The organism is Muriicola soli (assembly GCF_004139715.1).
In the GTDB taxonomy this organism is placed as follows: Bacteria; Bacteroidota; Bacteroidia; order Flavobacteriales; family Flavobacteriaceae; genus Muriicola; species Muriicola soli.
Genome location: NZ_CP035544.1, coordinates 1,916,169 through 1,937,766, shown reverse-complemented (window position 1 = coordinate 1,937,766; position 21,598 = coordinate 1,916,169). Strand labels below are relative to the sequence as shown.

The 21,598-nt window shown below is 42.6% G+C and carries 26 protein-coding genes; 5 read left to right on the top strand and 21 right to left on the bottom strand.

All coding sequences use genetic code 11. The annotated features are described in order from the left end of the window. Positions 1-19 precede the first annotated feature (19 nt). A complete protein-coding gene (locus tag EQY75_RS08805) occupies positions 20-778 on the top strand; it encodes a DUF481 domain-containing protein (RefSeq protein ID WP_129605061.1) in 759 nt (252 codons plus the stop codon). Here EQY75_RS08805 and EQY75_RS08800 read toward each other — a convergent pair. The 8 genes from EQY75_RS08800 to mscL form a co-directional block, all read right to left on the bottom strand. Beyond that, positions 772-990, bottom strand: a complete 219-nt coding sequence (locus tag EQY75_RS08800) for a hypothetical protein (RefSeq protein WP_129605058.1) — start codon at positions 988-990, stop codon at positions 772-774. The two genes, EQY75_RS08805 and EQY75_RS08800, sit on opposite strands and share 7 nt — an antisense overlap. A 104-nt stretch (positions 991-1,094) precedes the next feature. Beyond that, positions 1,095-1,823: a DUF6090 family protein gene (locus EQY75_RS08795; protein ID WP_129605055.1), complete on the bottom strand. Its 729-nt coding sequence runs from the start codon at positions 1,821-1,823 to the stop codon at positions 1,095-1,097. Next, entirely contained in the window at positions 1,816-2,562 is a 747-nt protein-coding gene (locus tag EQY75_RS08790; RefSeq protein ID WP_129605052.1) for a DUF6090 family protein, read from the bottom strand. The genes EQY75_RS08795 and EQY75_RS08790 overlap by 8 nt, the downstream gene beginning before the upstream one ends. A 66-nt stretch (positions 2,563-2,628) precedes the next feature. Further along, positions 2,629-3,576, bottom strand: a complete 948-nt coding sequence (locus EQY75_RS08785; protein ID WP_165200599.1) for a PD40 domain-containing protein — start codon at positions 3,574-3,576, stop codon at positions 2,629-2,631. Positions 3,577-4,003: 427 nt separating this feature from the next. Then, on the bottom strand, positions 4,004-4,531 hold the full coding sequence (locus EQY75_RS08780; protein WP_129605046.1) for a hypothetical protein: 528 nt from the start codon (positions 4,529-4,531) through the stop codon (positions 4,004-4,006). Between the two features lie 460 nt (positions 4,532-4,991). Continuing rightward, positions 4,992-5,357, bottom strand: coding sequence for an arsenate reductase family protein (locus EQY75_RS08775; protein WP_129605043.1), 366 nt, complete (start codon positions 5,355-5,357; stop codon positions 4,992-4,994). Positions 5,358-5,430: 73 nt separating this feature from the next. Next, positions 5,431-6,222, bottom strand: coding sequence for a DUF6090 family protein (locus tag EQY75_RS08770; protein ID WP_129605040.1), 792 nt, complete (start codon positions 6,220-6,222; stop codon positions 5,431-5,433). 66 nt (positions 6,223-6,288) lie between these two features. Continuing rightward, positions 6,289-6,738: a large conductance mechanosensitive channel protein MscL gene (gene mscL, locus EQY75_RS08765; protein ID WP_129605037.1), complete on the bottom strand. Its 450-nt coding sequence runs from the start codon at positions 6,736-6,738 to the stop codon at positions 6,289-6,291. Between the two features lie 359 nt (positions 6,739-7,097). Here mscL and EQY75_RS08760 point away from each other — a divergent pair, with 359 nt between their 5' ends. Next, complete coding sequence (locus EQY75_RS08760; RefSeq protein WP_129605035.1) at positions 7,098-7,316, top strand: hypothetical protein; 219 nt, start codon at positions 7,098-7,100, stop codon at positions 7,314-7,316. A 42-nt stretch (positions 7,317-7,358) separates the two neighbouring features. Here EQY75_RS08760 and EQY75_RS08755 read toward each other — a convergent pair whose 3' ends face one another. Both EQY75_RS08755 and EQY75_RS08750 read right to left on the bottom strand, forming a co-directional pair. Further along, positions 7,359-7,766 carry an EthD family reductase gene (locus tag EQY75_RS08755; protein ID WP_246019844.1) on the bottom strand — a complete coding sequence of 136 codons (408 nt, stop codon included), beginning with the start codon at positions 7,764-7,766 and terminating at the stop codon, positions 7,359-7,361. Positions 7,767-7,836: 70 nt separating this feature from the next. Continuing rightward, positions 7,837-9,264, bottom strand: coding sequence for a serine hydrolase domain-containing protein (locus tag EQY75_RS08750; protein WP_129605032.1), 1,428 nt, complete (start codon positions 9,262-9,264; stop codon positions 7,837-7,839). A gap of 301 nt (positions 9,265-9,565) precedes the next feature. On the opposite strand from EQY75_RS08750, the gene EQY75_RS08745 reads away from it, so the two are divergent. Next, the gene (locus tag EQY75_RS08745) at positions 9,566-9,784 is read left to right on the top strand and encodes a hypothetical protein (protein WP_129605029.1); all 219 of its coding nucleotides are present in this window, start codon (positions 9,566-9,568) and stop codon (positions 9,782-9,784) included. A gap of 2 nt (positions 9,785-9,786) precedes the next feature. Here EQY75_RS08745 and EQY75_RS08740 read toward each other — a convergent pair whose 3' ends face one another. Together EQY75_RS08740 and EQY75_RS08735 are read right to left on the bottom strand one after the other, a co-directional pair. Next, a complete protein-coding gene (locus tag EQY75_RS08740; protein ID WP_129605026.1) occupies positions 9,787-10,179 on the bottom strand; it encodes a YybH family protein in 393 nt (130 codons plus the stop codon). After that, entirely contained in the window at positions 10,166-12,127 is a 1,962-nt protein-coding gene (locus EQY75_RS08735) for an adenylate/guanylate cyclase domain-containing protein (protein ID WP_129605024.1), read from the bottom strand. The genes EQY75_RS08740 and EQY75_RS08735 overlap by 14 nt, the downstream gene beginning before the upstream one ends. Before the next feature lie 254 nt (positions 12,128-12,381). Here EQY75_RS08735 and EQY75_RS08730 point away from each other — a divergent pair, with 254 nt between their 5' ends. Beyond that, the gene (locus EQY75_RS08730; protein WP_129605021.1) at positions 12,382-12,600 is read left to right on the top strand and encodes a hypothetical protein; all 219 of its coding nucleotides are present in this window, start codon (positions 12,382-12,384) and stop codon (positions 12,598-12,600) included. Here EQY75_RS08730 and EQY75_RS08725 read toward each other — a convergent pair. The 3 genes from EQY75_RS08725 to EQY75_RS08715 all read right to left on the bottom strand — a co-directional run bounded on the left by EQY75_RS08725 (position 12,597) and on the right by EQY75_RS08715 (position 14,313). Further along, positions 12,597-13,082, bottom strand: coding sequence for a hypothetical protein (locus tag EQY75_RS08725; protein WP_129605018.1), 486 nt, complete (start codon positions 13,080-13,082; stop codon positions 12,597-12,599). The genes EQY75_RS08730 and EQY75_RS08725 overlap by 4 nt on opposite strands. A gap of 57 nt (positions 13,083-13,139) precedes the next feature. Then, the gene (locus EQY75_RS08720; RefSeq protein WP_129605016.1) at positions 13,140-13,835 is read right to left on the bottom strand and encodes an SIMPL domain-containing protein; all 696 of its coding nucleotides are present in this window, start codon (positions 13,833-13,835) and stop codon (positions 13,140-13,142) included. Between the two features lie 85 nt (positions 13,836-13,920). Then, on the bottom strand, positions 13,921-14,313 hold the full coding sequence (locus EQY75_RS08715) for a hypothetical protein (RefSeq protein ID WP_129605013.1): 393 nt from the start codon (positions 14,311-14,313) through the stop codon (positions 13,921-13,923). A 219-nt stretch (positions 14,314-14,532) separates the two neighbouring features. Between EQY75_RS08715 and EQY75_RS08710 the strand changes: the two genes are divergently transcribed. Then, the gene (locus EQY75_RS08710) at positions 14,533-14,751 is read left to right on the top strand and encodes a hypothetical protein (RefSeq protein ID WP_129605010.1); all 219 of its coding nucleotides are present in this window, start codon (positions 14,533-14,535) and stop codon (positions 14,749-14,751) included. On the opposite strand, the gene EQY75_RS08705 is transcribed toward EQY75_RS08710, so the two are convergent. From EQY75_RS08705 to EQY75_RS08680, 6 genes are all read right to left on the bottom strand, one after another. Beyond that, on the bottom strand, positions 14,748-15,092 hold the full coding sequence (locus tag EQY75_RS08705) for a hypothetical protein (protein WP_129605008.1): 345 nt from the start codon (positions 15,090-15,092) through the stop codon (positions 14,748-14,750). The genes EQY75_RS08710 and EQY75_RS08705 overlap by 4 nt on opposite strands. An 11-nt stretch (positions 15,093-15,103) precedes the next feature. Continuing rightward, complete coding sequence (locus tag EQY75_RS08700) at positions 15,104-17,320, bottom strand: DUF349 domain-containing protein (protein ID WP_129605006.1); 2,217 nt, start codon at positions 17,318-17,320, stop codon at positions 15,104-15,106. Between the two features lie 136 nt (positions 17,321-17,456). Beyond that, positions 17,457-18,209 carry a shikimate dehydrogenase family protein gene (locus EQY75_RS08695; RefSeq protein WP_129605004.1) on the bottom strand — a complete coding sequence of 251 codons (753 nt, stop codon included), beginning with the start codon at positions 18,207-18,209 and terminating at the stop codon, positions 17,457-17,459. Then, positions 18,184-19,200, bottom strand: coding sequence for a DUF368 domain-containing protein (locus EQY75_RS08690; RefSeq protein ID WP_129605002.1), 1,017 nt, complete (start codon positions 19,198-19,200; stop codon positions 18,184-18,186). The genes EQY75_RS08695 and EQY75_RS08690 overlap by 26 nt, the downstream gene beginning before the upstream one ends. A gap of 11 nt (positions 19,201-19,211) precedes the next feature. Beyond that, positions 19,212-20,129 carry a polyprenyl-phosphate transporter gene (locus tag EQY75_RS08685; RefSeq protein WP_129605000.1) on the bottom strand — a complete coding sequence of 306 codons (918 nt, stop codon included), beginning with the start codon at positions 20,127-20,129 and terminating at the stop codon, positions 19,212-19,214. 56 nt (positions 20,130-20,185) lie between these two features. Further along, positions 20,186-21,556, bottom strand: coding sequence for a tetratricopeptide repeat protein (locus EQY75_RS08680; RefSeq protein ID WP_342773974.1), 1,371 nt, complete (start codon positions 21,554-21,556; stop codon positions 20,186-20,188). Positions 21,557-21,598: the final 42 nt, after the last annotated feature.

Sequence of the window (21,598 nt, the reverse complement as noted above, 5' to 3'; positions counted from 1 at the left end):
CAATCCCTATTGAAACCGCATGAATAAGGCATTGTTCATTCTTTTTTTATTCTCTGCAAGCCTTTCGGCCCAAATCAATGAAAGCGATACCTTAAAGGTAAAAGCCAATCTGTCTTTAACCGGGTTTTGGCAGGGCGGAAATGTGGAGACCGTTATTTTCAGGGCAAGGTCCGATTTTAGTTTTATCCCGTTCAGGAATTATGTTTTTAAAACCAGTAATTCTTACGTTTATCAGGAATTTGGCAAAGAAAAAGCCGATGAAGACATCCTAAGCCTCAATTTTCTATACCTCAATCCCGATCGTAAAATATATCCCCTTGTGCTGGGATTTTTTAGCACTAATTTTCGAAGAAGAATAGACCTGCGTTATCTGGTAGGTGCCGGTATTACTTTTAAAGTGCTGGACAAAAAGAAGCATTGGTTAAAATTTTCACTTTCAAGTGAATACGAGCGAACTCAATTTTCTGAAGCGAACTTTAATCGAGTCAATTACAACGGAGATCCAACGATAAATACCTTAAGGGGCACCATCTGGATTTACGGAAAATACGAATTGATTAAAGGAAAACTCGTATTAAGCCACGAAAGCTATTATCAGCCTTCCCTGCAGCAGAGTGATAACTATCGCTGGCGTTCCGATATAGGTCTTGAAATGCCCCTTTGGAAGTTCTTAAACTTTAAAATCAACTACCTCAATACCTATGAAAGTCTGGTCATAGAGAACCAGAAGCAGGAAGACCGGATTCTGTCCTTTGGATTTACCCTAAAGAGCTACTGAAGCGGAATAGACAGACCAAAGGCTGCGGCCCCGGCAAATTGCCTCACGGTGGGGTGAAAATAGTAGGTAAAGGCGATATCTATATTATTCCCGGGTCCCAGGGCCAGTCCCAGCGAGAAGGGGATGTGGTAGATTATACCACTGGCCTGCAGGTCTGTAGCAGGGGCAAAGGTCTCAAAGCGCCCAATAGAGGCACCTATCCCGCCTTCCACGCCCGGCGCATTTTCATTTACAACCGCTGTCTTATGGCCTAAAGAACTTTATCATAATTATTATTTCTTCGGTTGACCTTCACCAGAGCTTATTTTATCGGATATCAATTCTCTTCAATTTCTTTCTCGAACAATAGTAAAACTGCCAGCATTTTTTCTTTAAGCCTAAAGAGGTTTCCGGCATAAAAGAATTTCTGTTCTGTGAAGTTGGCGAGATCTAAAAAAATTCTGTCGTCTTTTGATTTTTTTAGATCCGAATACGTCCAGTGCATTTTTTCGTAAGGATAGGTCAAAATGATCTTGCTTTCGATTTCTTTAATGACTTCGTATGAACTAGCGACTCTCAGGTTTTCTTCGTCGTAGATCTCCTGTATCAGTTGAAAGGCTTCCCGATTTTTGATAAAGCCCGACTTGCCATCTGAAATCAGGGAATTGTAGGTGCCTCTTCGGGTTCGGTACGATTTCCCTCGGCTAAAAAGTATTTTGACCTCATTTGTATCAAGCGCATTGTAGAAACTCGCGTGTTTTTCCGGTTCGTGGAACGCTTCCGTAAAAACGTCATCAATACTGGAGATCAGGCTGATAGCCAAGATCTGCTCTTGAAGAATTTCATCAACTTGTTTTAGGTCGTTTTTGATGTCATTTTGCATCCCGATCAAATACTGTTGTGCTATCTTCTTTTCCTTTCTGTTTTCATTCCAGGTATTGATTTGCAGTGCTATTAAAATACCGAAAACTACGAGGATGATCTCGCCAATGGCGTATTTTAAGTATTTGGAAGTCTTATTCTGATCCATAAGGTTGTAGCGAATTTTCCGGAAGAATTTAATCATTATCTAAATTTTGTTCAATATCATTTTGCATCGCTATGATCCGCTTTTCCATACGCTGCATGATATCAATATGTACACTGCTGTTTCTCCCTCTTTGCGCTACATGGTTTAAAACAACAAATAGAAACTCTTTGTTATTCAGTTTATCCTCCTGCAACTTTTTCGCCCAGGGAATGGATACGGTTTTCACCGACCAGTCTATATTGCCTGCCACTTTAAAAGTGTCTTTGAAGTTGATATTCACTACCGGATATTTCATTAGAAAATCCCTGAATTCTGAAATTCCGGTTTCATTACTGGTTTGTATAACCAGGGCACTATAGTCCAAGTATTGGTAAAACGACAGGATTTTTTTCCGCAGCGCATTGTTCCTTATCAACAGGATGTTACCTGAACTTTTAAGATCCTGGAAGGTGGGGTCGTTAACAACAAAGGATTTTCGCGTTATGTTAGTGATGTATTTATTAACGGTATCTGCGTTGATCGACTCAGAATTGAGATGGACCAATGCCTTCTCCACCTGTAGCCTCATCTTTTTTTCATGATTGATCTGATCATTCACGAGGATTTGTTGTGCTTTAATATCTTCGACAAGGTTGAGCAGATACTCCTGTTCCTTAGCGCGGTCTATCCTCTGGGTATTCCAGGTATTGATCTGAAGGGCGATGAGAATCCCTATAACGACGAGTATGATTTCACCAAGTGCGTATTTGATGTATGAGGAGGTTTTATTTTCCATAAGTAAGCTTTGGCGAATTCTCCTGAAGAATTTAATCATGGTTTAAGGGTTGGTCTTTGTTTCTTCTCACTTTTCAGCCTTCGCTCGGCAATTGGCAATGAAGCTTGTAGCTTTTGCAATATAAAGGTTTGCATTTAATGCGGAGCTATTCCCGGAGGCCCTGTTACTTGTAAAGAGAATATATTTCCCGTCCGTAGTCAATGACGGGCCGCCTTCGTTAGCTCTTGTATTGATCATGGGAAGAGCCATAGGTGTTGTCCAACTGCCGTCCTGCGTTTTGCAGGAACAGAAAATATCGGTGTCTCTGCGGTCTGTAGCTCTGCCTTCCAGCAAGGCCAGTTTCCCATCCGGGGAGATGTAGAGGTATGAGACAAAGGTCCGGGACGAAGGATCAGGCAATGCGGTATTCAAACGAATTGTTTTGTAATTGGGTGGTGTGGAAGTATAGTGAGCACCACCTCGGTAGGGCTCCCTGAAGGAATAGAAATAAAGTGTCCCCTTTGCGTCAACAGCCGGGCCAAATTCGTCCTGCCCCACAACTGGCTCATCCTCAGAATTTATTGAAGGAGCCACTAAAAATTCAGGTTTCCCCCAGCCCTTCTTAGTCCTTTTTGAATACCAAATGTTGATGGAATTGGGTGCTACTTCAGGGGAGGGCCTTTTTGAATCAAAGAAAAGGGTGTTACCGTCCGGTGACAGATAAGGAGCAGCATCCCTGTACTTTCCTGAAAATGACACAACGGCAGGCGTAGTCCATCCCTTTTTAGTAAGCCTGGAAGTGTAGATCGTATAGTCGAACACGCCCGGGGTCCTTCTCATAAAATAAAGTTCATCCCTACTGGAGTCATAGGTGGCACTGTATTCTCCCTGCAGGGTAGAAATCAACCCTGGCGCCAATACTTGCGGGGATTCTGAAGTGTAGACTTTGGAGAGTTGAGAAGGGGGTTGGGCATTGCCGATTCCAGGATAGGACAAGAGTATCAATAAGGTAGAGAGTAATTTTAGTGTCTTCATCAAAGTCTGTTGGCAGAGGAGATGTATTCGATTCATAACTTTAGGTGAATATATCGAAGCTTTTTACTTAGCTTCAAGTCTTTAAAAATAGAATAAAATATAAACAGCGTTTAAGGAATTTAGCAATATCAGTACCATTTGCTTCTAGGATAGAAAAAAGGGAAGGCTCATTGGAGTTTCGAAACTGCTTACAGATACTCTTTAAAAAAAAGCAATGAATCCATCATTTATGGTGTTATCCAACTTTGTATTCTGTAGTTTCATCATATTCTGCTAGTGAAATATTTCTCCATACTCGCTTCCGTTATTATTTTTTAAAAGAGGTAATTGAGGACCAGAATGAAAATACCAGGTGGCTTTTTCAAGCAAAAAAAAAATCATTCCAAGCATCTGATACTTGGAATGACCAAAAGATTAAGTACGCTTATTAATACGTTATCGTTCCCTCTCCGCTCATCACAAATGTGCCAGAGGATTCCGAGGCTTCAGTAACTACTACAGTTTCAATAAATACACCTGTGGCGTTTTCAAACCTACCGGTTCCCCCGTCAAAGATCAATGTTTCTACAAAAGTGGTAGGAGAATCATTAATAAAATCAATAGTGGTATGGTAGCCTCTTAATTCGTCTCCATTGGCAGCTGTAATAATGATTGTTCTAGTACCAAGGTCAGCCGGACCGTTAGAACACCATTCCTCAAACATTGTGCTGCGTCCCAGATGTGTCATAGTTCCTTCACCGGAAGCATTCAGAGACAATGCCAAACACGGTGCACCGTCACCCGGAAAGAAGTTATAAGTACCTTCTACCTTTTTGATTTTAAAAGGACGTTCTTTGGCCGCTTTTAAATTGACCTCCTGATTAATCAGTTCAAGATCGTCATTGAACTCTGCATCACTGGTACAGGCAAATAAAGTTGCCGCTAATACGGTAAGAATTACGAATCGTTTTCTCATAATTAATTGGTTTAGTTGGTAATTATTTTTTTTGCTTTTAGTCTTTTGTTTCCTGACTAATATAGGATATACCATTTCTAAAAAGCTATAGAAAAAGTTTTGTATTAAACTATAGGTAATCAATAATAGAAGAGGGGAGATCAGTTGTAAGTAATGTACGATTTAAAACACAGTTAGACAAATACTTAATAGGGCGATACTTTTTATCAAATCTTAAAATAAAGACGATTAAATCCCTGACTTTGGTAATACTTTCAACTTTATCTATGAAACAATATTGAGAGCGGCACTTTTGATCTGGCGAATTAATCCCCATATACAGAAAGTTGGGCTTCCAAGTTCACGATCTTATTAATCCTTCAGATTGAAAGAAAAATACATGACTGGATGGGACTGTCGATAGCCATTACCCGACCAAATAAAACAGGCTAGGAGGATTTTATTTCTATTAGCGCTTGAACTAAATTTTGATAATATCCGTAGGGGTTTCTACCATTACCGTATTATCCCCACGAAGGGCGATGGGCTGCCTGAGGATCTCGGGATGATTTCGGATCATTTTTATCCAGTCGTTATCAGAAAAGTCGTGCTGCTCAAATTTTTTGGCATAGGAAGGGTGGTCCTGGTTTACCAGGTCTTTGATCTCCAGCTTTAAACGGGCGGCTAATTCGGAGATCTGTGTGCCCGTTAGCTTGCTTTTTAAAATATCAATTTCCCGGATGGCAATTCCCTCCGCCTTGGCATAGGCCAGGGTCTGTTTGCCCTTTGAAGATTCGGAACTGTAAAATAAAGTGATCTGCCGATCTGATGACGCAATTTCTCCCATGCCCAAATTTAAGAATAATAAAATCTTATTCTACCTCTTTTTCCCTGCTTTAGGGCTAAATTATACTGTCCGGTCAGCCTTTCGCAATTTCCTCTTCAACCAGATCTATTAGCTTTTCGATCTGCTCATTCATGTTTCGGTGGATATTAGCCAGAAAACCATTGTTCATCATCGCCAGACGCAGCCCGTTATTAAAGGTCTGGTCCCTGTACAACCATTGGGCATCTTCAATAAGCTGGGGATGCAGTGATTTGGGTATGTCTCCATAGGTAAGTCGCTCCGGGAAGCCGTATTGTGGCTTTCTATCATCAAAAAAAGCAAGAGCGCGCGTATTTTCTACAGAGCGATCGTAAAGAAATTTCTCATATTCTCTGCGCATATGGTATTCGCCCCCGGAGATATCGGCATAGAAATTATCGAGTTCCAGAAGGGCGTTTTTAATGGTGTCGTTCTTGATCAGGCTGAGATTTCCAGAACCCAGCAGTTCCTTAAACGTATTATTGTTGGGGACGAACCCTTGCCAGATAAAGACATTTTCATATAAATCGGTATACCGCTGTACATCCTCTATACTTTCAGGCAGGCTTGTGTTCAACAATTGAGTACTGCTCCTGGCCTTTTCGAAACGATATTCGCTAAAGCTTTTATTATTCTCTATTTCGAGCAGCAAATCTGCCCTTAAATTTTTGAGATAATTGATTTCGATGGCCCTTTCCTTCCTCGTTTCATTGGCATTGTTTATTTGCAGGGCAATGAGGATCCCGATCACCACTAAAAGGATTTCTCCTATAGCGTAGAGCAGGTATTTTGACAATTTGTTTTCCGCCAGAAGGCGCTGTCTTATTCGTCGAAAGAATTTAATCATGAAATGCGGTATAAGGTCGACTTATTTATTAAAAATGTCTTGTTCAAGTGATTTTAGGATTGGCGATCAGGATTTCTTTTGTTCTGTGAGTTCCACCTGTTTTTCCATAAGATCGGCGATGCGGTTGAGCAATTCGATGTCTTTGGGCGTGGAGACTTTTACATCCTTGGGGTCCTGGGCCTGATTCCGCAGGGTGTTCATAAACTTCACCACCAGGAAGACGGTAAAGCCAATAATCAGGAAATCAAAGGTAGCCTCAATCAATTTCCCATAGCCTATGGCGATTTGTTCGGGATTGGCCACACCATCGGTGACTATGGCCTCACGTATGATCCATTTTTTATTTTCCCAGTTAACACCGTCTGTCAAAAAGGAGAGGGGCGGGAGAAAAATCTCCTTAACCAGTACATCCACTACCTTGTTAAAGGCTGTGCCAATGATCACACCAATGGCGATGTCGATCATATTTCCTTTAACCGCAAATTCCTTAAATTCTTCCAGAAGTCTGAATTTCATATGTCTTGTCTAATTAAGTTATATCCCCGGGGGATGGTTTGGACTTTAAAAAGGTCCTGATTCAATGAGATCAGTACCCGGAAATAAATGTAGGGAATTCTCAGACTTTTGCAAGAATATGAAAGATCGAGGGGAGATAAAAGGCAAAAAGGGGACTTTTAGGGTCTCTTTCAATAGCGTTATCTGCCGATTAACGACACCTTTTTTCGGTAAGAGGTTTTTGGGGTTAGCGACTTTCACCGATGATTTTTTGCACTTTACCCAGGTTCTTGTCAGATACCGAAAAATAAGGGTTTTTCAGCGAACGGCACCCCGGTGAACCCCCTGTGTTTGCGTTTTATATATATAAAACGCAAGACATGAAAACGCTAGTAACCATCTTCTTTATCTTCTTTATCAGCTTCGCTGCCCAGGCTCAGGAAAACACTGCTGAGGTTAAGGTTGAAACTGCTGCGAAAGAGATCGTTACTGAAACTGCCAAAGAGAACAGCGTTGCTCGTCTTTACCGTTTTAAGAACAGCAGGATCAAAAAGGAATTGTCTTTTAAGACCAGAAAGAGAACTTCTAAATTGGCTTAATCTTATTAAAGAGTCGTAAGGTTTTATCTTCTGATCCTTCCTTTATTCCAACACTTCACTAATTTGCAATATCGGCTGAACATCAGTGTAGTTCGGAATGTCGTTCAGGATGGTTTTCGAATGCGGGCCAAAAGAATTCTGATAGGCAGACAATTGATCGAAATAGAGATAGCCGATAGCCATATACGGACTCGGTTCGTCAGGAGTCCTGCCTGAAAGCCCCTTATCGATCTCGAGAAATTTTAGGGAATCGCCAAGCAAACGCGCTACCATAGGCATGTGCTTTTGGGAATAGTAGTCCATGTCAAAGCTGCTGCTGTCCCCGGTGGGATACATAATGGTTATTTTGATCATCCCCTTTTTTGAAGTGGAGATCGTGCTGGGTGACGGCTGAGAGCAAGCCCATAAGACCAAAACAAACAAGAGAAGAAAGAAAATATAGGATTTCATCGGTATTGACTTTTAGTTAACTGTTGTATCTGAGCATGATGTTGGTGTTGCTATACTTCGCAAAATAAAATTAGTGCATCATCTTATAGACATAGTTTCCATGCTGGCTGTATCGATAGACCTTTCCCTCTGCATTTCGTTCAAAGACCACAGTCTCTCCCAATTCGTCATCGTCGCGAATACGCCTGAAGGTGTCGCCCTCTATATGTTTGTACAAGGTGATGTTGTCTGCTGGTGTTCTCGTAGGGAGGTTGATCATCATAAGTTTGCCTTCCCAACTCCCGATATATTCCTCACTTCCCCAGGGGCGGGCATCGTAATAGCCGGTATAGTCCTCAAATTTGATGTCCGAGTCGGCTTTTTTTCCTGATTTTACCTTGTTGAGGATGCCATAGATCCCGTTGCTGTATCTGTTTGGACTGGTGCCTCCTGCGTTGATCATTACCGCGTAGGCACGTTTATTCTTTAAATCGAGTTGCAAGGTGGAGCGATAGCCGGGGCAGGAACCGCCGTGTCCAACCCATGTACTGCCACCTGCGCCTTTGTAAACCACAAAGCCCAGGCCCCAGCTGTTTCTCCAGTTGGGATCCATAAAATGCACCTGTTGCATGAGTTTAAGGGTAGCGGGCTTTAAAATCTCAGCCGTGGTTGTATCCCTTAGGCGAAATTGCCAGGAAGCAAACTTTCCGAGGTCGAGTACATTAGAAGAAAAACCGGCCGCTGCTTTAATGCCTTTTGCCTGGAAAAAGTTTACCTGAGGTCTTTCCCCTTGGCGGTTGATGGCACTATATCCATAGGCAAGGGAGCTGCCATATAGGTTTTCGGGGAGGGTTGTACGGGTGTTTCCCATTTGCAGGGGGGTGAGGATATGTTCCTGTACAAAGTCGTCATAGCTTTGCCCCGAGACTTCTGCTATGATCTCTCCTAAGAGCGTGAGAGCCAGGTTACTGTACTGGTAATAAGTGGAAGCACGGTAGAGGGTTTGTTGTGCTTTAAGGCCGTTGTTGACCTCTTCTCGTGTGGGGAATGGAAAATCGGGTCCTGTCCAGTAGGGCGCATTGGCCTCCCGTGGCAGGCCTGAAGAATGGGTAAGCAGGCTTCGTACCGTGATTGGGCCACTATCCGGGAATTGTTGCTTCAGGTCGTAATTGGGAAGCAGATTTTCCACGTTATCGTCGAGGCGCAGTTTACCTTCTTCATAGAGGATCATAATGGAGACTGCGGTAAAGAGTTTAGAAATAGAACAGATACTGCAGAGGGTCTCGGCGGTCATCTGTACATCCTCTGCTTTGTTAGACTGCCCGAAGGCACCTGCCCAAAGTACTTTCTGGTCTTCGATAACGGCGGCAGTGATCCCGGGAAGCTTATCGTAGTCTTGCTGGGCATCCAGCCAAACCTCAATTAGTTTAAAGGCCTCAGAATAGTCTTTTGAGGATTCCTGGGCGGTTATGGCTGTAAGTGTCAGAAAAAAGAGGAAAAAAAGGGATAGTGTTTTCATGGGTGGTTGTGGTTAGGTTTGAGTACTAAATGTAATAATTTCAGTAACTACTTGGTGCACCAACCTTCCGGATAGCTAAGATTTTTTATAAAATGTTCTTTTCTTGGCATTTGGAAGGGAGAGGTCTTCCGATTATCGACACCTTTTTTCGGTAAGAGGTTTTTGGGGTTAGCGACGTTCACCGATGATTTTTTGCACTTTACCCAAGTTCTTGTCAGATACCGAAAAATAAGGGTTTTTCAGCGAACTGCACCCCGGTGAATCCCCTGTGTTTGCGTTTTATATATATAAAACGCAAGACATGAAAACGCTAGTAACCATCTTCTTTATCTTCTTTATCAGCTTCGCTGCCCAGGCTCAGGAAAACACTGCTGAGGTTAAGGTTGAAACTGCTGCCAAAGAGATCGTTACTGAAACCGCTAAAGAGAACAGCGTTGCTCGTCTTTACCGTTTTAAGAACAGCAGGATCAAAAAGGAATTGTCTTTTAAGACCAGAAAGATTACTTCTAAATTGGCTTAATTTTATCGTTCTGGAGGAGGCATCAGCATGGTCCAGCTTGTATGTACCATTTTCCAGGAATCCTCAATTAAAGAATAGACCACCGTTGCCGCCCAGTTCATAGAAGGGCTGCCGTCTAACATGGTTGGATGGTATTGATATCCCAAAATTACAGTATCTCCGTATTGTTTTGCCTTTACTCCTACCATTTCGTAGGTATGAGCGGTTAATTCTGCAAATGCAGCTTCCGCATAGGACTTTATTTCTTCTTCTCCTTCCAGGAAATTTTGAGCCCCCAGATTGTCAAAGTAAATTAATTCCTGATGGGCGTGAACTCCGTATCCAGCAGGATTACCAGAAGACCACGCTTTTAACGCTTCTTTTTCCAATGAAATAACCTGATTAATTGCTTCCATCTTGTTTTCTATTTAGAAATTCATAAAGGTTGAGTTGCTTTAGGATATTGATGTATTCTGGTTCTTCTCTTAAGTTATCGAAAATTGGATCGATCCCCAAATAAGGCATGTTGGGATCGCGTATCTCGTGTGCTTTTTTTATGTATTCAATGGCTTTGTCTTTATTTCCTGCCCTGGTATACAAGGTAGCTATTTGCCAGGGAGTGCTATAGGTGCCATCAGTTCCCTCAATTTTTAACTCCGCTACCCTGGTTAGCGCGTTTTGATATCCTCCCTCTGCATAACTCGCCTGTAAAACCTCAGATTCTTTATTTCTACCTTTCTCAAGGTAGGATTTGTTGAATATCTCGTAGGATTTTTCAAATTCTCCGAGATTATAATAGACAGAACGCAGGGTAGAAAGTGCGACAGGATGGGCGTGATTCTCCTCCAGGATATTCAGAAGTACATTCTTCGATCTCTGGTATTTCCTGGCATAGTTCAGCACCATGCCGTATAAAGACTGTATCAAAATGTTGTAGGGATCGAGTTGTATGGCCAATTCAATTTCGCTCAATGCCTCCTTTAATTTGCCCAAAATCGCCAATAAATGAGAATAATAAGCCCTGCCTACGGCTAAATTCGGATTGATCTGGATTGCCTTTTCAAAAGAGGTTTTGCCTTTCTCCCAATCCCAGTCGATCCAAACATTTAAACTTGCCCGCCAAAAATAAGACTCTGAAATATGATCATCGAGGTCAAAAGATTTGTACATATTCTCATAAATATGTGGCAATGCATCTTTTATATGAAGGTACCCCATTTGTGCCTTTCCCAGCCATACACCCGCCATGCCGTTATAGGCAGGAGCAAACTTCTGATCAATTTTGGTTGATTCTGAAAAGTATTGCAGTGATTTTTCCAGGCCGACAGCACTTAATTTTTCCCATTCAAACATGCCTTTCAAATACGCTTCATAGGCTTCGGGAACCACTTCGTAGGTCTGATCGAGATGATGGGCTTCAGCCTTGGTTAGCTTGGCATCTATTTTATCCGTAATATCCTTTACGACCTCGTTGTACATATTGAGTACGTCCTTCACTTCTCTGTCATAGGAATTTGCCCATAAGTGTTCCTCTTTTTGAATCGTCTTAATCAGCTGTGCCTGTATCCTTACCTTATTTTTATGCCTTAGTACTGAAGCTTCTACCAGGGCATCGACACCCAGCTCTTCTCCAATTTCCGAAATGGATTTGGTAGTGTTTTTATATCGGAGGGTTGACGTCCTTGAAATAACACGTAAGGAACTGATCTGGGAGATCTCTGTAATCAAGGCGTCGTGCATTCCATCGACAAAGAATTGCTGAGATGGATCTTCGGATAAATTCTGAAAAGGCAGTACAGCGATGGAATCAATACTATCTGAACCTAATAGTTCCTTCTTTCTTTTTCTGGAGGTCCTGGGAAATCCTTTATCGGCTATTGCCAAGGTTTCAATTGGCCTTTTTACGTTTTTTAAGCGAATCTTTCCAAGATGATCAAATGCGATATCACATTCGGTATTAATTTCATTAAAAACGTCACCGGATATAAAAATCCCTCCGGGATCGGCAACGGATTGTAGCCTTGAGGCAATGTTTACTCCATTGCCAAATACATCCCCATCTTCAACGGTCACTTCACCAAAGTGTATTCCGATTCTAATTTTGCAGGACAAGGACCTCGCATCGAGTTGTATATCCCTGGCACAGAGCAGGGCCTGCAACGGACTATTGAATTGTGCGAGCAGGCCGTCACCCATTTCCTTAATTTTCAACCCCTTTTGTTTTTCAATATTAGACAGATGTATAGCTCTGCTCTTGCGCAATACTTCAAGAGCCCTGCTTTCATTATCACCCATCATAGTGGTATACCCCACTATGTCGGTAAACATTATGGCAGCTACTTTTTTTACGGGCGATTCCTTCATGGGTATTGAAATAGAGAACCGGTATCTAATACATGCTACATAAAGTAAGGTTTTAATCTTGAAATTAAAAGAGAATTAGCTAGGATAAACGACACCTTTTCTCGGTAAGAGGTTTTTGGGGTTAGTGACGTTCACCGATGATTTTTTGCACTTTACCCAGGTTCTTGTCAGATACCGAAAAATAAGGGTTTTTCAGCGAACTGCACCCCGGTGAACCCCCTGTGTTTGCGTTTTATATATATAAAACGCAAGACATGAAAACGCTAGTAACCATCTTCTTTATCTTCTTTATCAGCTTCGCTGCCCAGGCTCAGGAAAACACTGCTGAGGTTAAGGTTCAAACTGCCGCCAAAGAGATCATTACTGAAACCGCAAAAGAGAACAGCGTTGCTCGTCTTTACCGTTTTAAGAACAGCAGGATCAAAAAGGAATTGACTTTTAAGACCAGAAAGAGTACTTCTAAATTGGCTTAGTCTTTTTGTTCTTCCCTTTTATTTAAAAAAGCCATTAGTATATTTACCGGGAACACCAGTTGAACCACAAGGGTAATCGTCACCAGGGCCACGATCACCAAACTCACCGAATTGTTATGGTAATTAGCCTCCAGCAATTCCATTTTCATACCGATCTCTTCTGAACCCCTTAAGTGTAAAACCTCTTTGTAAAAAAGCGAACTCATAAAAATCAGAATTGGACCGAAAAGGGAGGTACCTACATGGATTGCATTTAAGCGATAGCGAAGTTTTTTGCCGGTCCTGGACATTATCCAGTAAACCAGGGCAATCAAAAACCCGAACAAAGCCAGCAAATGAAAGACCCACCGCTGCTGAACCACTACATACGTGTCTTTGATGTTAAAATCAAAATTGACCAGAGGGATGATAAAACCCAAAGCGATCAATATCAGACTTGCCGGGAAAAAAAAGTAATACGGTTTCTTAAACAGGAGTTTCATCTACTCTTAGTACTTCTCAAAAATAAGGTTTAATATACGGCCTTAAAATTGTTCTTGTTATTCTATGGCCCAAACTACCACAATGTTAGCGTTATAGGTCAGGTCAGTAGGGGTGAAGCCATCAACCTTCATGGCATCGGCCTCCAAACTCATCACCGCCCTTTCCATCCTTACGGGTGCATTGTAGGAATTGCCATATTGGATGCGGAGCACTTTCTGCAGTTCTGTTCCTGAGGCTTTTGCAATTACTTTGGCCTTTAGAAAGGCATCTTCTGTGGCCAGTTGTATCAGGCGTTCCTGTACTTTGTCCTTTAAGGGGTCTGAGAGTTTAAAACTAAAATTTAGGTCGAATTCAGTTGCGCCGGAGGAGAACTGGCTAAGGATCTTCCTGATATTTCCCACGGTATTCTCAAAATCGAAGTGTAATTGCTGGGTGGCAACGTAACCACTGTCGATCTGCCGGGAGTTTCGGTATTTAATATTTTTTCTCACCTGAAAGTTATCGGTGAGGATGACGTCCTCTGAAAAGCCCATTTTCCGAATCTGTGCTTTAATGTCCTTTGTCTTACGGTTTAATCCGTTGATTGCATCTCCAAACGCCATTTCTATCTGACTCAAAGACATGTTGAGGACACCGGTATCAGGGGCAATGGCCAGTTGAGCTGAACCGGTAACTTCCAGTTGCGGAACGGGTGACTGGGCAATTCCAAGTGCGGTGAGGAAAAAGAGAAAGAAGGAAATGCTGTTTTTCATGATTCGGTCGGGCTTTGATTACTACCTATCTAATGTAATAAATCTTTGGGCATACTAAAGGGCCTAAATGTATTTTTGACCTTGGTTATACTTCAGAAAAAACCATAGACCTTCTGTGCAATTCAGCATTGAGGGCAAGGAGGTCTGCAGGGCAGATAATTGCGGTATCTAAGGTCAGTTTGTCATTTGCGCTCCTGAAAATATAATTTCCCGCGTATTTTTCGATATGGAGAACTTCTTTCAAGTTGATCCTTTTAGGAACTATCGGATTTTTTGAAAGTACATCCCCCTCAATTATCGCAAAGGGATATTTACGCCATAAAAAATAGGCCATTAAAGGCACCAAAGCAGCTAATAGAAATAGCAGGGAATCGCTACTTAGTCTGCCAGAGAACAATTGAAAACCTAGGATAAGAAAGAAGGGGACACAAAAGATCAGGTTTCTGCGTAAGTATTTTCGGGAGAAATAGAATTTCATTTCCATCAAAATTAATATAATCTACCTTCTTTTATAGGTGAATCTATCGATGATCACCCCTTTTATTCGGTAAGCGGTTATAGGGCTTTATTACGTTCACCGATGATTTTTTGCACTTTACCCAAGTTCTTGTCAGATACCGAAAAATAAGGGTTTTTCAGCGAACGACACCCTGTTAAACCCCCGCTCATAGCGTTTTTATTATATAAAACGCACAACATGAAAGCTATCGTAACTTTAATCTTTGTTCTCTTTATCGGCCTCGCTGCTCAGGCCCAGGAAAACACTACCGAAGTAAAAGTAGAAACTACCACAAAAGAGATCGTTACTGAAACTGCTAAAGAGAACAGTGTTGCTCGTCTTTACCGCTTTAAGAATAGCCGTGTGAAAAAAGAGTTGTCTTTTAAGACTACTAAGAACACCGCTAAATTGGCTTAAGCCTTTAGTAACCATTTCTTACCTGCTGACATTGAAGGAAAAATATTCACTCTTAGTCCAAACTTCAGCGAGTTGTTCAACCAGAAGTAATTAATATCCTTCTTTGGCCAGATCATTGCATAAGTCATTTCCTTATTCAGCAATTCTTGTGCCTTCAATACAAGATTATAGCGAACTCTGTAACTCAGGTTAGTTTCTTGGAGCTCCAGGAAGTTAATCAATACCTTAGGGTGTTTTGGCTCTGAAACAGCTTCTAAGAGGCCTTCAACCTCTTTAATGTTGAATGTACCCGTGACCTTTATGTACCAATACTCTTTTTTAAGGCTACCGGAATATTCCATTGGTCATGCTCTTAAGTCTCTGTTTCGGTTTCTGAAGATTCTTCTTCCTCCTTTAAAAGAGTGTGTTGAAGAATATTGATCTTCTTCAGTTTGGCCTTCCAGGTTTTTAGTGCTTCCTTTTGCCTGTTGATCTTATCCACTACCTCCTTTACCAACGGATTGTCCTCTGAGGCATTGGAAAAGAACTGAAGATTGTTTTCCAACTGATTGATCTCGCTCTTGCCCTCGTCTATTTTCCTTTTGATAAAGCTCCTTTCTTTTTGCAGGGCATAGTCGTCCTCTGTAGAGGCCAGTTGCTTTAATTTATTACCGTATTTCAACAATTCGGATTCCTGTTGTGAAATCCCCATTTTTTTGAAGATTCCGTCCAGGATCTTATTGAATTTTCCGTTAATACTTTTTTTGTTAAACGGTACCCTGCCTATGGCTCTCCATTCTGCGATCATTGCTTTTAGGGTAGCCAGGTCATCCTCTCTCGATTTACCGGGGCTAAAAGCCTGTAATTTATCCAGGCATGCCTTTTTTAGCTCCAGATTCTCTGTCTCCTGTCCGCTTGCTTTATTCTTGCCGGCATGCATCCGGTCGAAGTAGTGGTTGCAAGCCGCTTTAAACTCCTTCCACAGCTTGTCTGAATATTTCCGGGGAACATGCCCGATCTTCTTCCAGTCTTGCTGTATCTTCTTCATCTGAGGCGTCACCTCATTCCATTCTTCTGAATCTTTAAGGGAAACGGCCAGTTTTACTAATTCCCTTTTCTTTTCCAGGTTGATTTGTTGCTCTTTTTTCAAATTCTTGTAAAAGAGGTTCTTTTTTCGGTTAAAGCCCCTTACAGCCCCTTTAAATCGGTTCCAGGTGTCTTCATTCACCTTCTGTGGTACTTTTCCCGCCGCAAAGAAGGCAGAACGCAGGGCTTCCAGTTCCCTGATCTGTTTTTGCAGGCCTTTGTGGTCACTGGCAACGTTTTCGCTCAGGGCAGCGATGGCCTCAATAATTTCGTTTTTCTTTTCGAGATTGCCTTCAAAGCTCTTTTCCAGCTCCTTAAAATGCTCCTGCCTGCGCTGATGCATGGCTTTGGTTGCATTGCTGAATCGCTCCCAGATGGCCTCACGGTGCTCCTTGTCTACCGGACCTATATCTTCTTTCCAGATCTTATGAAGGGTCTGTAATTCCCGGAAAGCCTTGTTTAAATCGGTTTCATCTGCCAGGGCTTCGGCTCTTTTCACCAGTTTTTCCTTCTCCTCCAGATTGTACTTAAAGTCGAGATCACGCAATTCCCTGTTCAGATGGAGAAAGTCGTAAAAGATCTCTACGTGGTGGTGATAAGTACGCCAGACATCGTTGTATTGGTTGCGTGGAATAGAGCCTGCATGCCGCCATTGTTCCTGCAGGTCTTTAAAATTTTTATAAGTGGTATTGATATCCTCTTCAACATTCACCAATGCTTTGAGCTCCTCTATGATTTGCAGCCTTTTTTCCAGGTTCGATTTCAGCGAATGCTCCAGGTTACGGTAGTAGGCATTGCGTTTTTCCCTATAGTCAGAATAGACTTCGTTAAACTGCCTTTTGGCGACAGAATTGTATCTAAAATCTATTTCATTACCGCCATTGCTGACAAATTCTTCCTTTTTCTCTTCAAGGAATTCCTGGAATTTCAGCTCGAATTCCGATTTAATGGCATCGACGTGATTTTTTATGGCTTGTACTTTCTCTGTACGAATCAGACGTTGCAGTTCTCCCACGAGGTTTTCCATAGACATGGAATGGTAGTCCTGCATGGGAATATGGTGCCTTCGGTGGTTTTCCTCGTCTTCGGCATCCTCGGCATTGGTCTCGTCTATTTCGTCAATAACTTCCTCCTCTTCCGATTTCTTTGCCACCTTTTCCTCCTGGGCTACTTCTTCCTTCTTTTCAGGCTCACTTTCCTCTTCTTTAGCCTTGGCTGCTGGCGTCTCGACTTTTGGGGCAGTGCTTTTAGGTTTTACTTTTTTTGCCGGTTTTTCCGCTATGGCTGCCTCTTCTTTTTTCTCGGGCCCTTTTTCCTTTTTCTCTGCCTTGGCCGTGGGCTTTTTCTCCTTGGTAGCAGCGCTTTTGGATTTGGCCTTTTTTACAGCTTTTTTCTCTGTGGCCGTGCCGGAAGTTTTCTCTGTGGCCTTTACTTCCTCAGTAGTCTCCGATGTATTCTTTCCCCCTGCATCAGTTTGCAGTTTCTCTTCTTTCTCTTCCAACATGATTCTTTGGATTTATTGCTCCTGCGGGATATAATCCCTTTGTAAGATACTAACAACCCTACAGACGACAAAGGTAATCCTTCATCTTTTTGGAAGTGGAAAACTGTCGATTTTTAATTTTAAATATGCCGGGATCTCAGTTTTGCCAGATCTGCCAAGACCTATCTGCCTGGAATTTAAGCATAGAGGAGCCATTACAGATGGCTGCACCCTGTTTTTCCCCGGCCAGCAGAAATGCCGTTTTATCCGGGTTGTAGACCAGGTCGTAAAGTATGTGCTCAGGACCTATATAATTGTAGGGGATATCTGGTTTTTCTTCAATCCTGGGAAAGGTTCCCAAAGGAGTACAGTTTATAATGAGTGTATGTTTTTCGATCTCTTCTTTGCTCAGGTCCTGGTATGACCACTGACCTTCGCCGGGATTACGGGATACTTTTACAAACTGTATTCCCATTTTTTGCAGGCTGTATGCTATGGCCAGTGAAGCCCCTCCGGTGCCCAGGATCAGGGCGTGTTTATGGCTGCTATTGGTGAGCAAGGGTTTTATGGATTCTTGAAAGCCATAGGCGTCTGTATTGTAGCCTTCGAGTCCGGTTTTGGTAAATTTTACTGTATTCACCGCCCCAATTTCCGAAGCTTCTGGGTCGATCCGATGGAGATAGGGTAAAATATCCTGTTTGTAAGGGATGGTTACGTTTAGGCCACGCAGGTCCTGCTCTTCCTTTAAGAGTGTTTCTAGATCAGTAATATCGCGCAGGTCGAAATTCTCATACGAACAATGCAAAAGACCCTCCTTTTTAAAAAAATCTGTGAAATATCCTTTGGAAAAGGAATAGGAAATGTCTCTTCCCAGAAGGCCGTATCTATGTTTTTTTTCTGTTTTTTCCATACCATTCAAGAGCCATGAGGATGACTATACCCAGGACGACAAAAACTACGGCCCACCATGTATCTGGGTTGTTTAGATCGGGCAGATATCGCTCGTAATTTCTAATGATGGGATCGCCGTTGCTGTCGCTGAGCACATTTCCCAGGGCATCCTTAACAAATATAGTTCTTTTCCAGGGCCAGACTACGCCCAGACTACCGGTGATAAAACCGATGATCACTGCAGTGGTTATATGCCTGAAATGCTTTAAGACGTACCCTAAAAGATGCGAAAGGGTCACAAGGCCGGTGGCCGATCCCAGGGTAAAGACCGCCAGGATTTTCAGGGTGTCTAATCGCTCCTGATTGGAAGTAAATCCAAAATCGCCTTGTACAACTTCGGCTATGGTATCGTAAAGCGCATTTACAGAATCGACCAGTAGCAAAACGTAATTTCCAAGCAAGATCAGAATAAAGGAGCCCGATAAACCCGGTAACGTCATCCCCGATACACTGATGATCCCACAGAGAAAAATAAACAGCAAGTTGTCATTTTCCCTGGCCGGACTCAGGAAACTGATAGAAATACCCGCCAGTAAGCCTATGATCCCTGCGATGATGGTTTTCCTGTTCCAGTGTTCAAAATCCTTGGAGATAAAGTAAATCGACCCAATGATCATCCCAAAAAAGGTAGCCCAGACATAGAGTTCATTGTGTTCCAGAAAGTAATCGAGCAACTTGGAAACACTGAAATAACTCACCAGCATCCCAAAGATGAGGAGGGTTAGAAATTGCCCGTTAATATAGCGGTAAAAGCTCTTGAATCTGCCGTTGAAAAGCAGTTTAAAGGCTTTGAGATTGATCTTCTGCAGGGAGTAGATAAATTCCTCATAAAACCCCGCTACAAAAGCCACGATGCCTCCGGAAACTCCGGGGACCTTGTTGGCCGTACCCATGGCCAGTCCCTTGATGAGAAGGAATACTTTATCAATAAAAGATCTGGGCTGATGCATGATAGATTGCTTTATTTTTTTGCAGCAAGCTTTTCAAGCATAAAAATAAGCGAAAAACCGGCGATAGCCAGCAGAATTGCCCAGAGAAGTTGAGGTTCACCAGAATATGCAAAAGGAGAGACATTTTCTTCCAGAACGGGGATGCTTTTACCGTCGAAGACCCTACTTTCAATGACGATTTTCCAGGGCCATATTTTATTGAGAGAACCGATGATAAAGCCTGTGAGCAGTGCCAAAGTGATGTCTTTGTAGTGCTGAAACATCCACTTCAGGAGACGGGCAAAAGACAGCAAACCAAAAATGGCTCCTACGAAGACTGTAGCCAGAGTGATTACGTTTCGCTCGTGAACAGCATCCAGTACGGTTTTGTACGATCCCAGTAAAACAAGGATAAAAGCTCCTGAAATACCGGGCAGAATCATGGCACATATAGCAAGGGCTCCCGAAAGGAATAGATAGGGGAGGCTGGACGTATTTTCTACAGGAGGGAGTTGGGTTATAAAGTAGGCAATAGCTGCACCGGCAAGCAGTATAGCAAAAACCGCAGGGCGCCATTTTACTATGGCCCTGGCCACAAAAATTACGCTGGCCACAACCAGGCCGAAGAAAAAGGACCACAAAAGAACAGGTTCATTAATCAATAGCCAGCTGATGAGGCGGGCAAGGGTAATCACACTAATCGCAATACCCAGAAAAAGTGATAAAAGGAAATTCCCGTTCACTTCCTTCCAGGTGGCTACAATACCTTGTTTGGGTAAAGTTTTGAGTACTGCCGGTCCAATTTGGTTAATGGAGGTAATCAATTCCTCGTAGATCCCTGAAATAAAGGCGATGGTACCTCCGGAGACCCCGGGTACAACATCTGCAGCCCCCATAGCCATCCCCTTGAGGGTAACTATAAGGTATTGTAAGAAATTGCGGTCTCCCATGATTTTAAAAAAGCAAAAATAGCGCTTTTAGTCCGAAGTGTTCTGTACACTGGCGATTATGTTTCTCGCCCACACGGAATCGAAAAAGGAGGGGAATTCTTCTTTAAAAGTTGCGAGTTGATCAAAGTCTTTTTTAAGGCCTTTCGGAACCTGTATTGTGCCTTAACCGGGTCGTTGGCCATAAGGTAAAGTCCGGCCATTTTGTAAAGGATCACAGCCTCCTCGGGATAAAACTCAAGTCCTTGAAGGAGGATCTGTATTGCGGCTTCAACCTCTTCGTTTTGGGTTACGACCTCCGCCCAGTTCAACCAGGTATCCAGCTCGTAATTTCCGAGGTCTACTGCTTGCTTGAAGGCAAAATCAGCTTCGTCGTAATTCTCGAGGGCGGCGTGGATTCGGGCACATTTTTTCCAGTACTTGGCGTTTTCCCCATCGATATTGATGGCTTTGTTGATGTAGTAGAGTGCTCGTTCGTTATTGCCCTTTTTGTAATAGAAATCGGTTATAGCCAGCCAGCCTTTGTCCAAAAGCGGATCTTCATGAACCGTTTGATAGAAGTAAAATTTAGCCAGATCGTCATTCTTGAGCTTTTCGTGGCACTTACCGATCCTCAGGTAGGCATGAGAAGTAGGGTCGTCTATGGTAATCGTGGTTTCGTAATTCTCAATGGCCTCATTGTATTTCCCCAATTTCTCCAGCACTTTGCCCTTCTCAAAATAAGCTCCGATAAAAGTGTCGTCAGCAATAATGGCAAAATCAAAAGCTGCCAGGGCTTCATCGTACATCTTAAGCGTGAAGTACTGTTTTCCCAGCTGATGCCAGGCTACCTGACAATAGGGATTGCGCTCAAGGTAGTCATTGAGGTACTGTATGGCACCGTTGTAGTCTTCCAGGAATTCGAAACAATAAATTACGTTATAGAGGGAGGAGTAATCCTGTTCGTCAAAAGAGACACATTTCATAAAATGGATCTTTGCCTTCTCAAAATCGTCCATAAAAAGGTATTCCATCCCCAGAAGCGCATAGATGTCAAAACTTTCAGCGGTTAGTTCCAGTGCCTGGTGAAGCAGGGCTACTGCCGCTTCGTGGTTGTCCTTTTTGGAATAGATATTGGCTCGCTGAATGTAAATCTCTTCATTAGTACTATCGTACAACTGAAGTTTATCGAGGATCTTCTCGGCTAATTCCAGGTTGTTCTCAAAGACCAGAACTTCTACGTCGAGCAACTTGAGCTCCATAGATTCCGGGTGTTGCTGTAGCCCAATCTTGATGGCCTTTTTGGCCAGAGAGATTTTGCCATTGTTCAAGTAGTGATGGATGATGTCTTCAAAATCTTCGGCATCGAAGAAGTAGACATCATCTGTCTTGAGCATGGATTCGAACTTTGTAATGGGCTGGTTTGGTTTATCGTTAGGATCTAACGCCATAGGAACTTACTTGGTTAATCTATGGACTTAAAAATAGTTTTT

Coding starts and splice junctions, on each gene's coding strand:
- EQY75_RS08805 (WP_129605061.1), top strand. CDS start 20: ATGAATAAGGCATTGTTCATTCTTTTTTTATTCTCTGCAAGCCTTTCG.
- EQY75_RS08795 (WP_129605055.1), bottom strand. CDS start 1,823: ATGATTAAATTCTTCCGGAAAATTCGCTACAACCTTATGGATCAGAAT.
- EQY75_RS08790 (WP_129605052.1), bottom strand. CDS start 2,562: ATGGAAAATAAAACCTCCTCATACATCAAATACGCACTTGGTGAAATC.
- EQY75_RS08785 (WP_165200599.1), bottom strand. CDS start 3,576: ATGAAGACACTAAAATTACTCTCTACCTTATTGATACTCTTGTCCTAT.
- EQY75_RS08780 (WP_129605046.1), bottom strand. CDS start 4,531: ATGAGAAAACGATTCGTAATTCTTACCGTATTAGCGGCAACTTTATTT.
- EQY75_RS08775 (WP_129605043.1), bottom strand. CDS start 5,357: ATGGGAGAAATTGCGTCATCAGATCGGCAGATCACTTTATTTTACAGT.
- EQY75_RS08770 (WP_129605040.1), bottom strand. CDS start 6,222: ATGATTAAATTCTTTCGACGAATAAGACAGCGCCTTCTGGCGGAAAAC.
- mscL (WP_129605037.1), bottom strand. CDS start 6,738: ATGAAATTCAGACTTCTGGAAGAATTTAAGGAATTTGCGGTTAAAGGA.
- EQY75_RS08760 (WP_129605035.1), top strand. CDS start 7,098: ATGAAAACGCTAGTAACCATCTTCTTTATCTTCTTTATCAGCTTCGCT.
- EQY75_RS08755 (WP_246019844.1), bottom strand. CDS start 7,766: ATGAAATCCTATATTTTCTTTCTTCTCTTGTTTGTTTTGGTCTTATGG.
- EQY75_RS08750 (WP_129605032.1), bottom strand. CDS start 9,264: ATGAAAACACTATCCCTTTTTTTCCTCTTTTTTCTGACACTTACAGCC.
- EQY75_RS08745 (WP_129605029.1), top strand. CDS start 9,566: ATGAAAACGCTAGTAACCATCTTCTTTATCTTCTTTATCAGCTTCGCT.
- EQY75_RS08740 (WP_129605026.1), bottom strand. CDS start 10,179: ATGGAAGCAATTAATCAGGTTATTTCATTGGAAAAAGAAGCGTTAAAA.
- EQY75_RS08735 (WP_129605024.1), bottom strand. CDS start 12,127: ATGAAGGAATCGCCCGTAAAAAAAGTAGCTGCCATAATGTTTACCGAC.
- EQY75_RS08730 (WP_129605021.1), top strand. CDS start 12,382: ATGAAAACGCTAGTAACCATCTTCTTTATCTTCTTTATCAGCTTCGCT.
- EQY75_RS08725 (WP_129605018.1), bottom strand. CDS start 13,082: ATGAAACTCCTGTTTAAGAAACCGTATTACTTTTTTTTCCCGGCAAGT.
- EQY75_RS08720 (WP_129605016.1), bottom strand. CDS start 13,835: ATGAAAAACAGCATTTCCTTCTTTCTCTTTTTCCTCACCGCACTTGGA.
- EQY75_RS08715 (WP_129605013.1), bottom strand. CDS start 14,313: ATGAAATTCTATTTCTCCCGAAAATACTTACGCAGAAACCTGATCTTT.
- EQY75_RS08710 (WP_129605010.1), top strand. CDS start 14,533: ATGAAAGCTATCGTAACTTTAATCTTTGTTCTCTTTATCGGCCTCGCT.
- EQY75_RS08705 (WP_129605008.1), bottom strand. CDS start 15,092: ATGGAATATTCCGGTAGCCTTAAAAAAGAGTATTGGTACATAAAGGTC.
- EQY75_RS08700 (WP_129605006.1), bottom strand. CDS start 17,320: ATGTTGGAAGAGAAAGAAGAGAAACTGCAAACTGATGCAGGGGGAAAG.
- EQY75_RS08695 (WP_129605004.1), bottom strand. CDS start 18,209: ATGGAAAAAACAGAAAAAAAACATAGATACGGCCTTCTGGGAAGAGAC.
- EQY75_RS08690 (WP_129605002.1), bottom strand. CDS start 19,200: ATGCATCAGCCCAGATCTTTTATTGATAAAGTATTCCTTCTCATCAAG.
- EQY75_RS08685 (WP_129605000.1), bottom strand. CDS start 20,129: ATGGGAGACCGCAATTTCTTACAATACCTTATAGTTACCCTCAAGGGG.
- EQY75_RS08680 (WP_342773974.1), bottom strand. CDS start 21,556: ATGGCGTTAGATCCTAACGATAAACCAAACCAGCCCATTACAAAGTTC.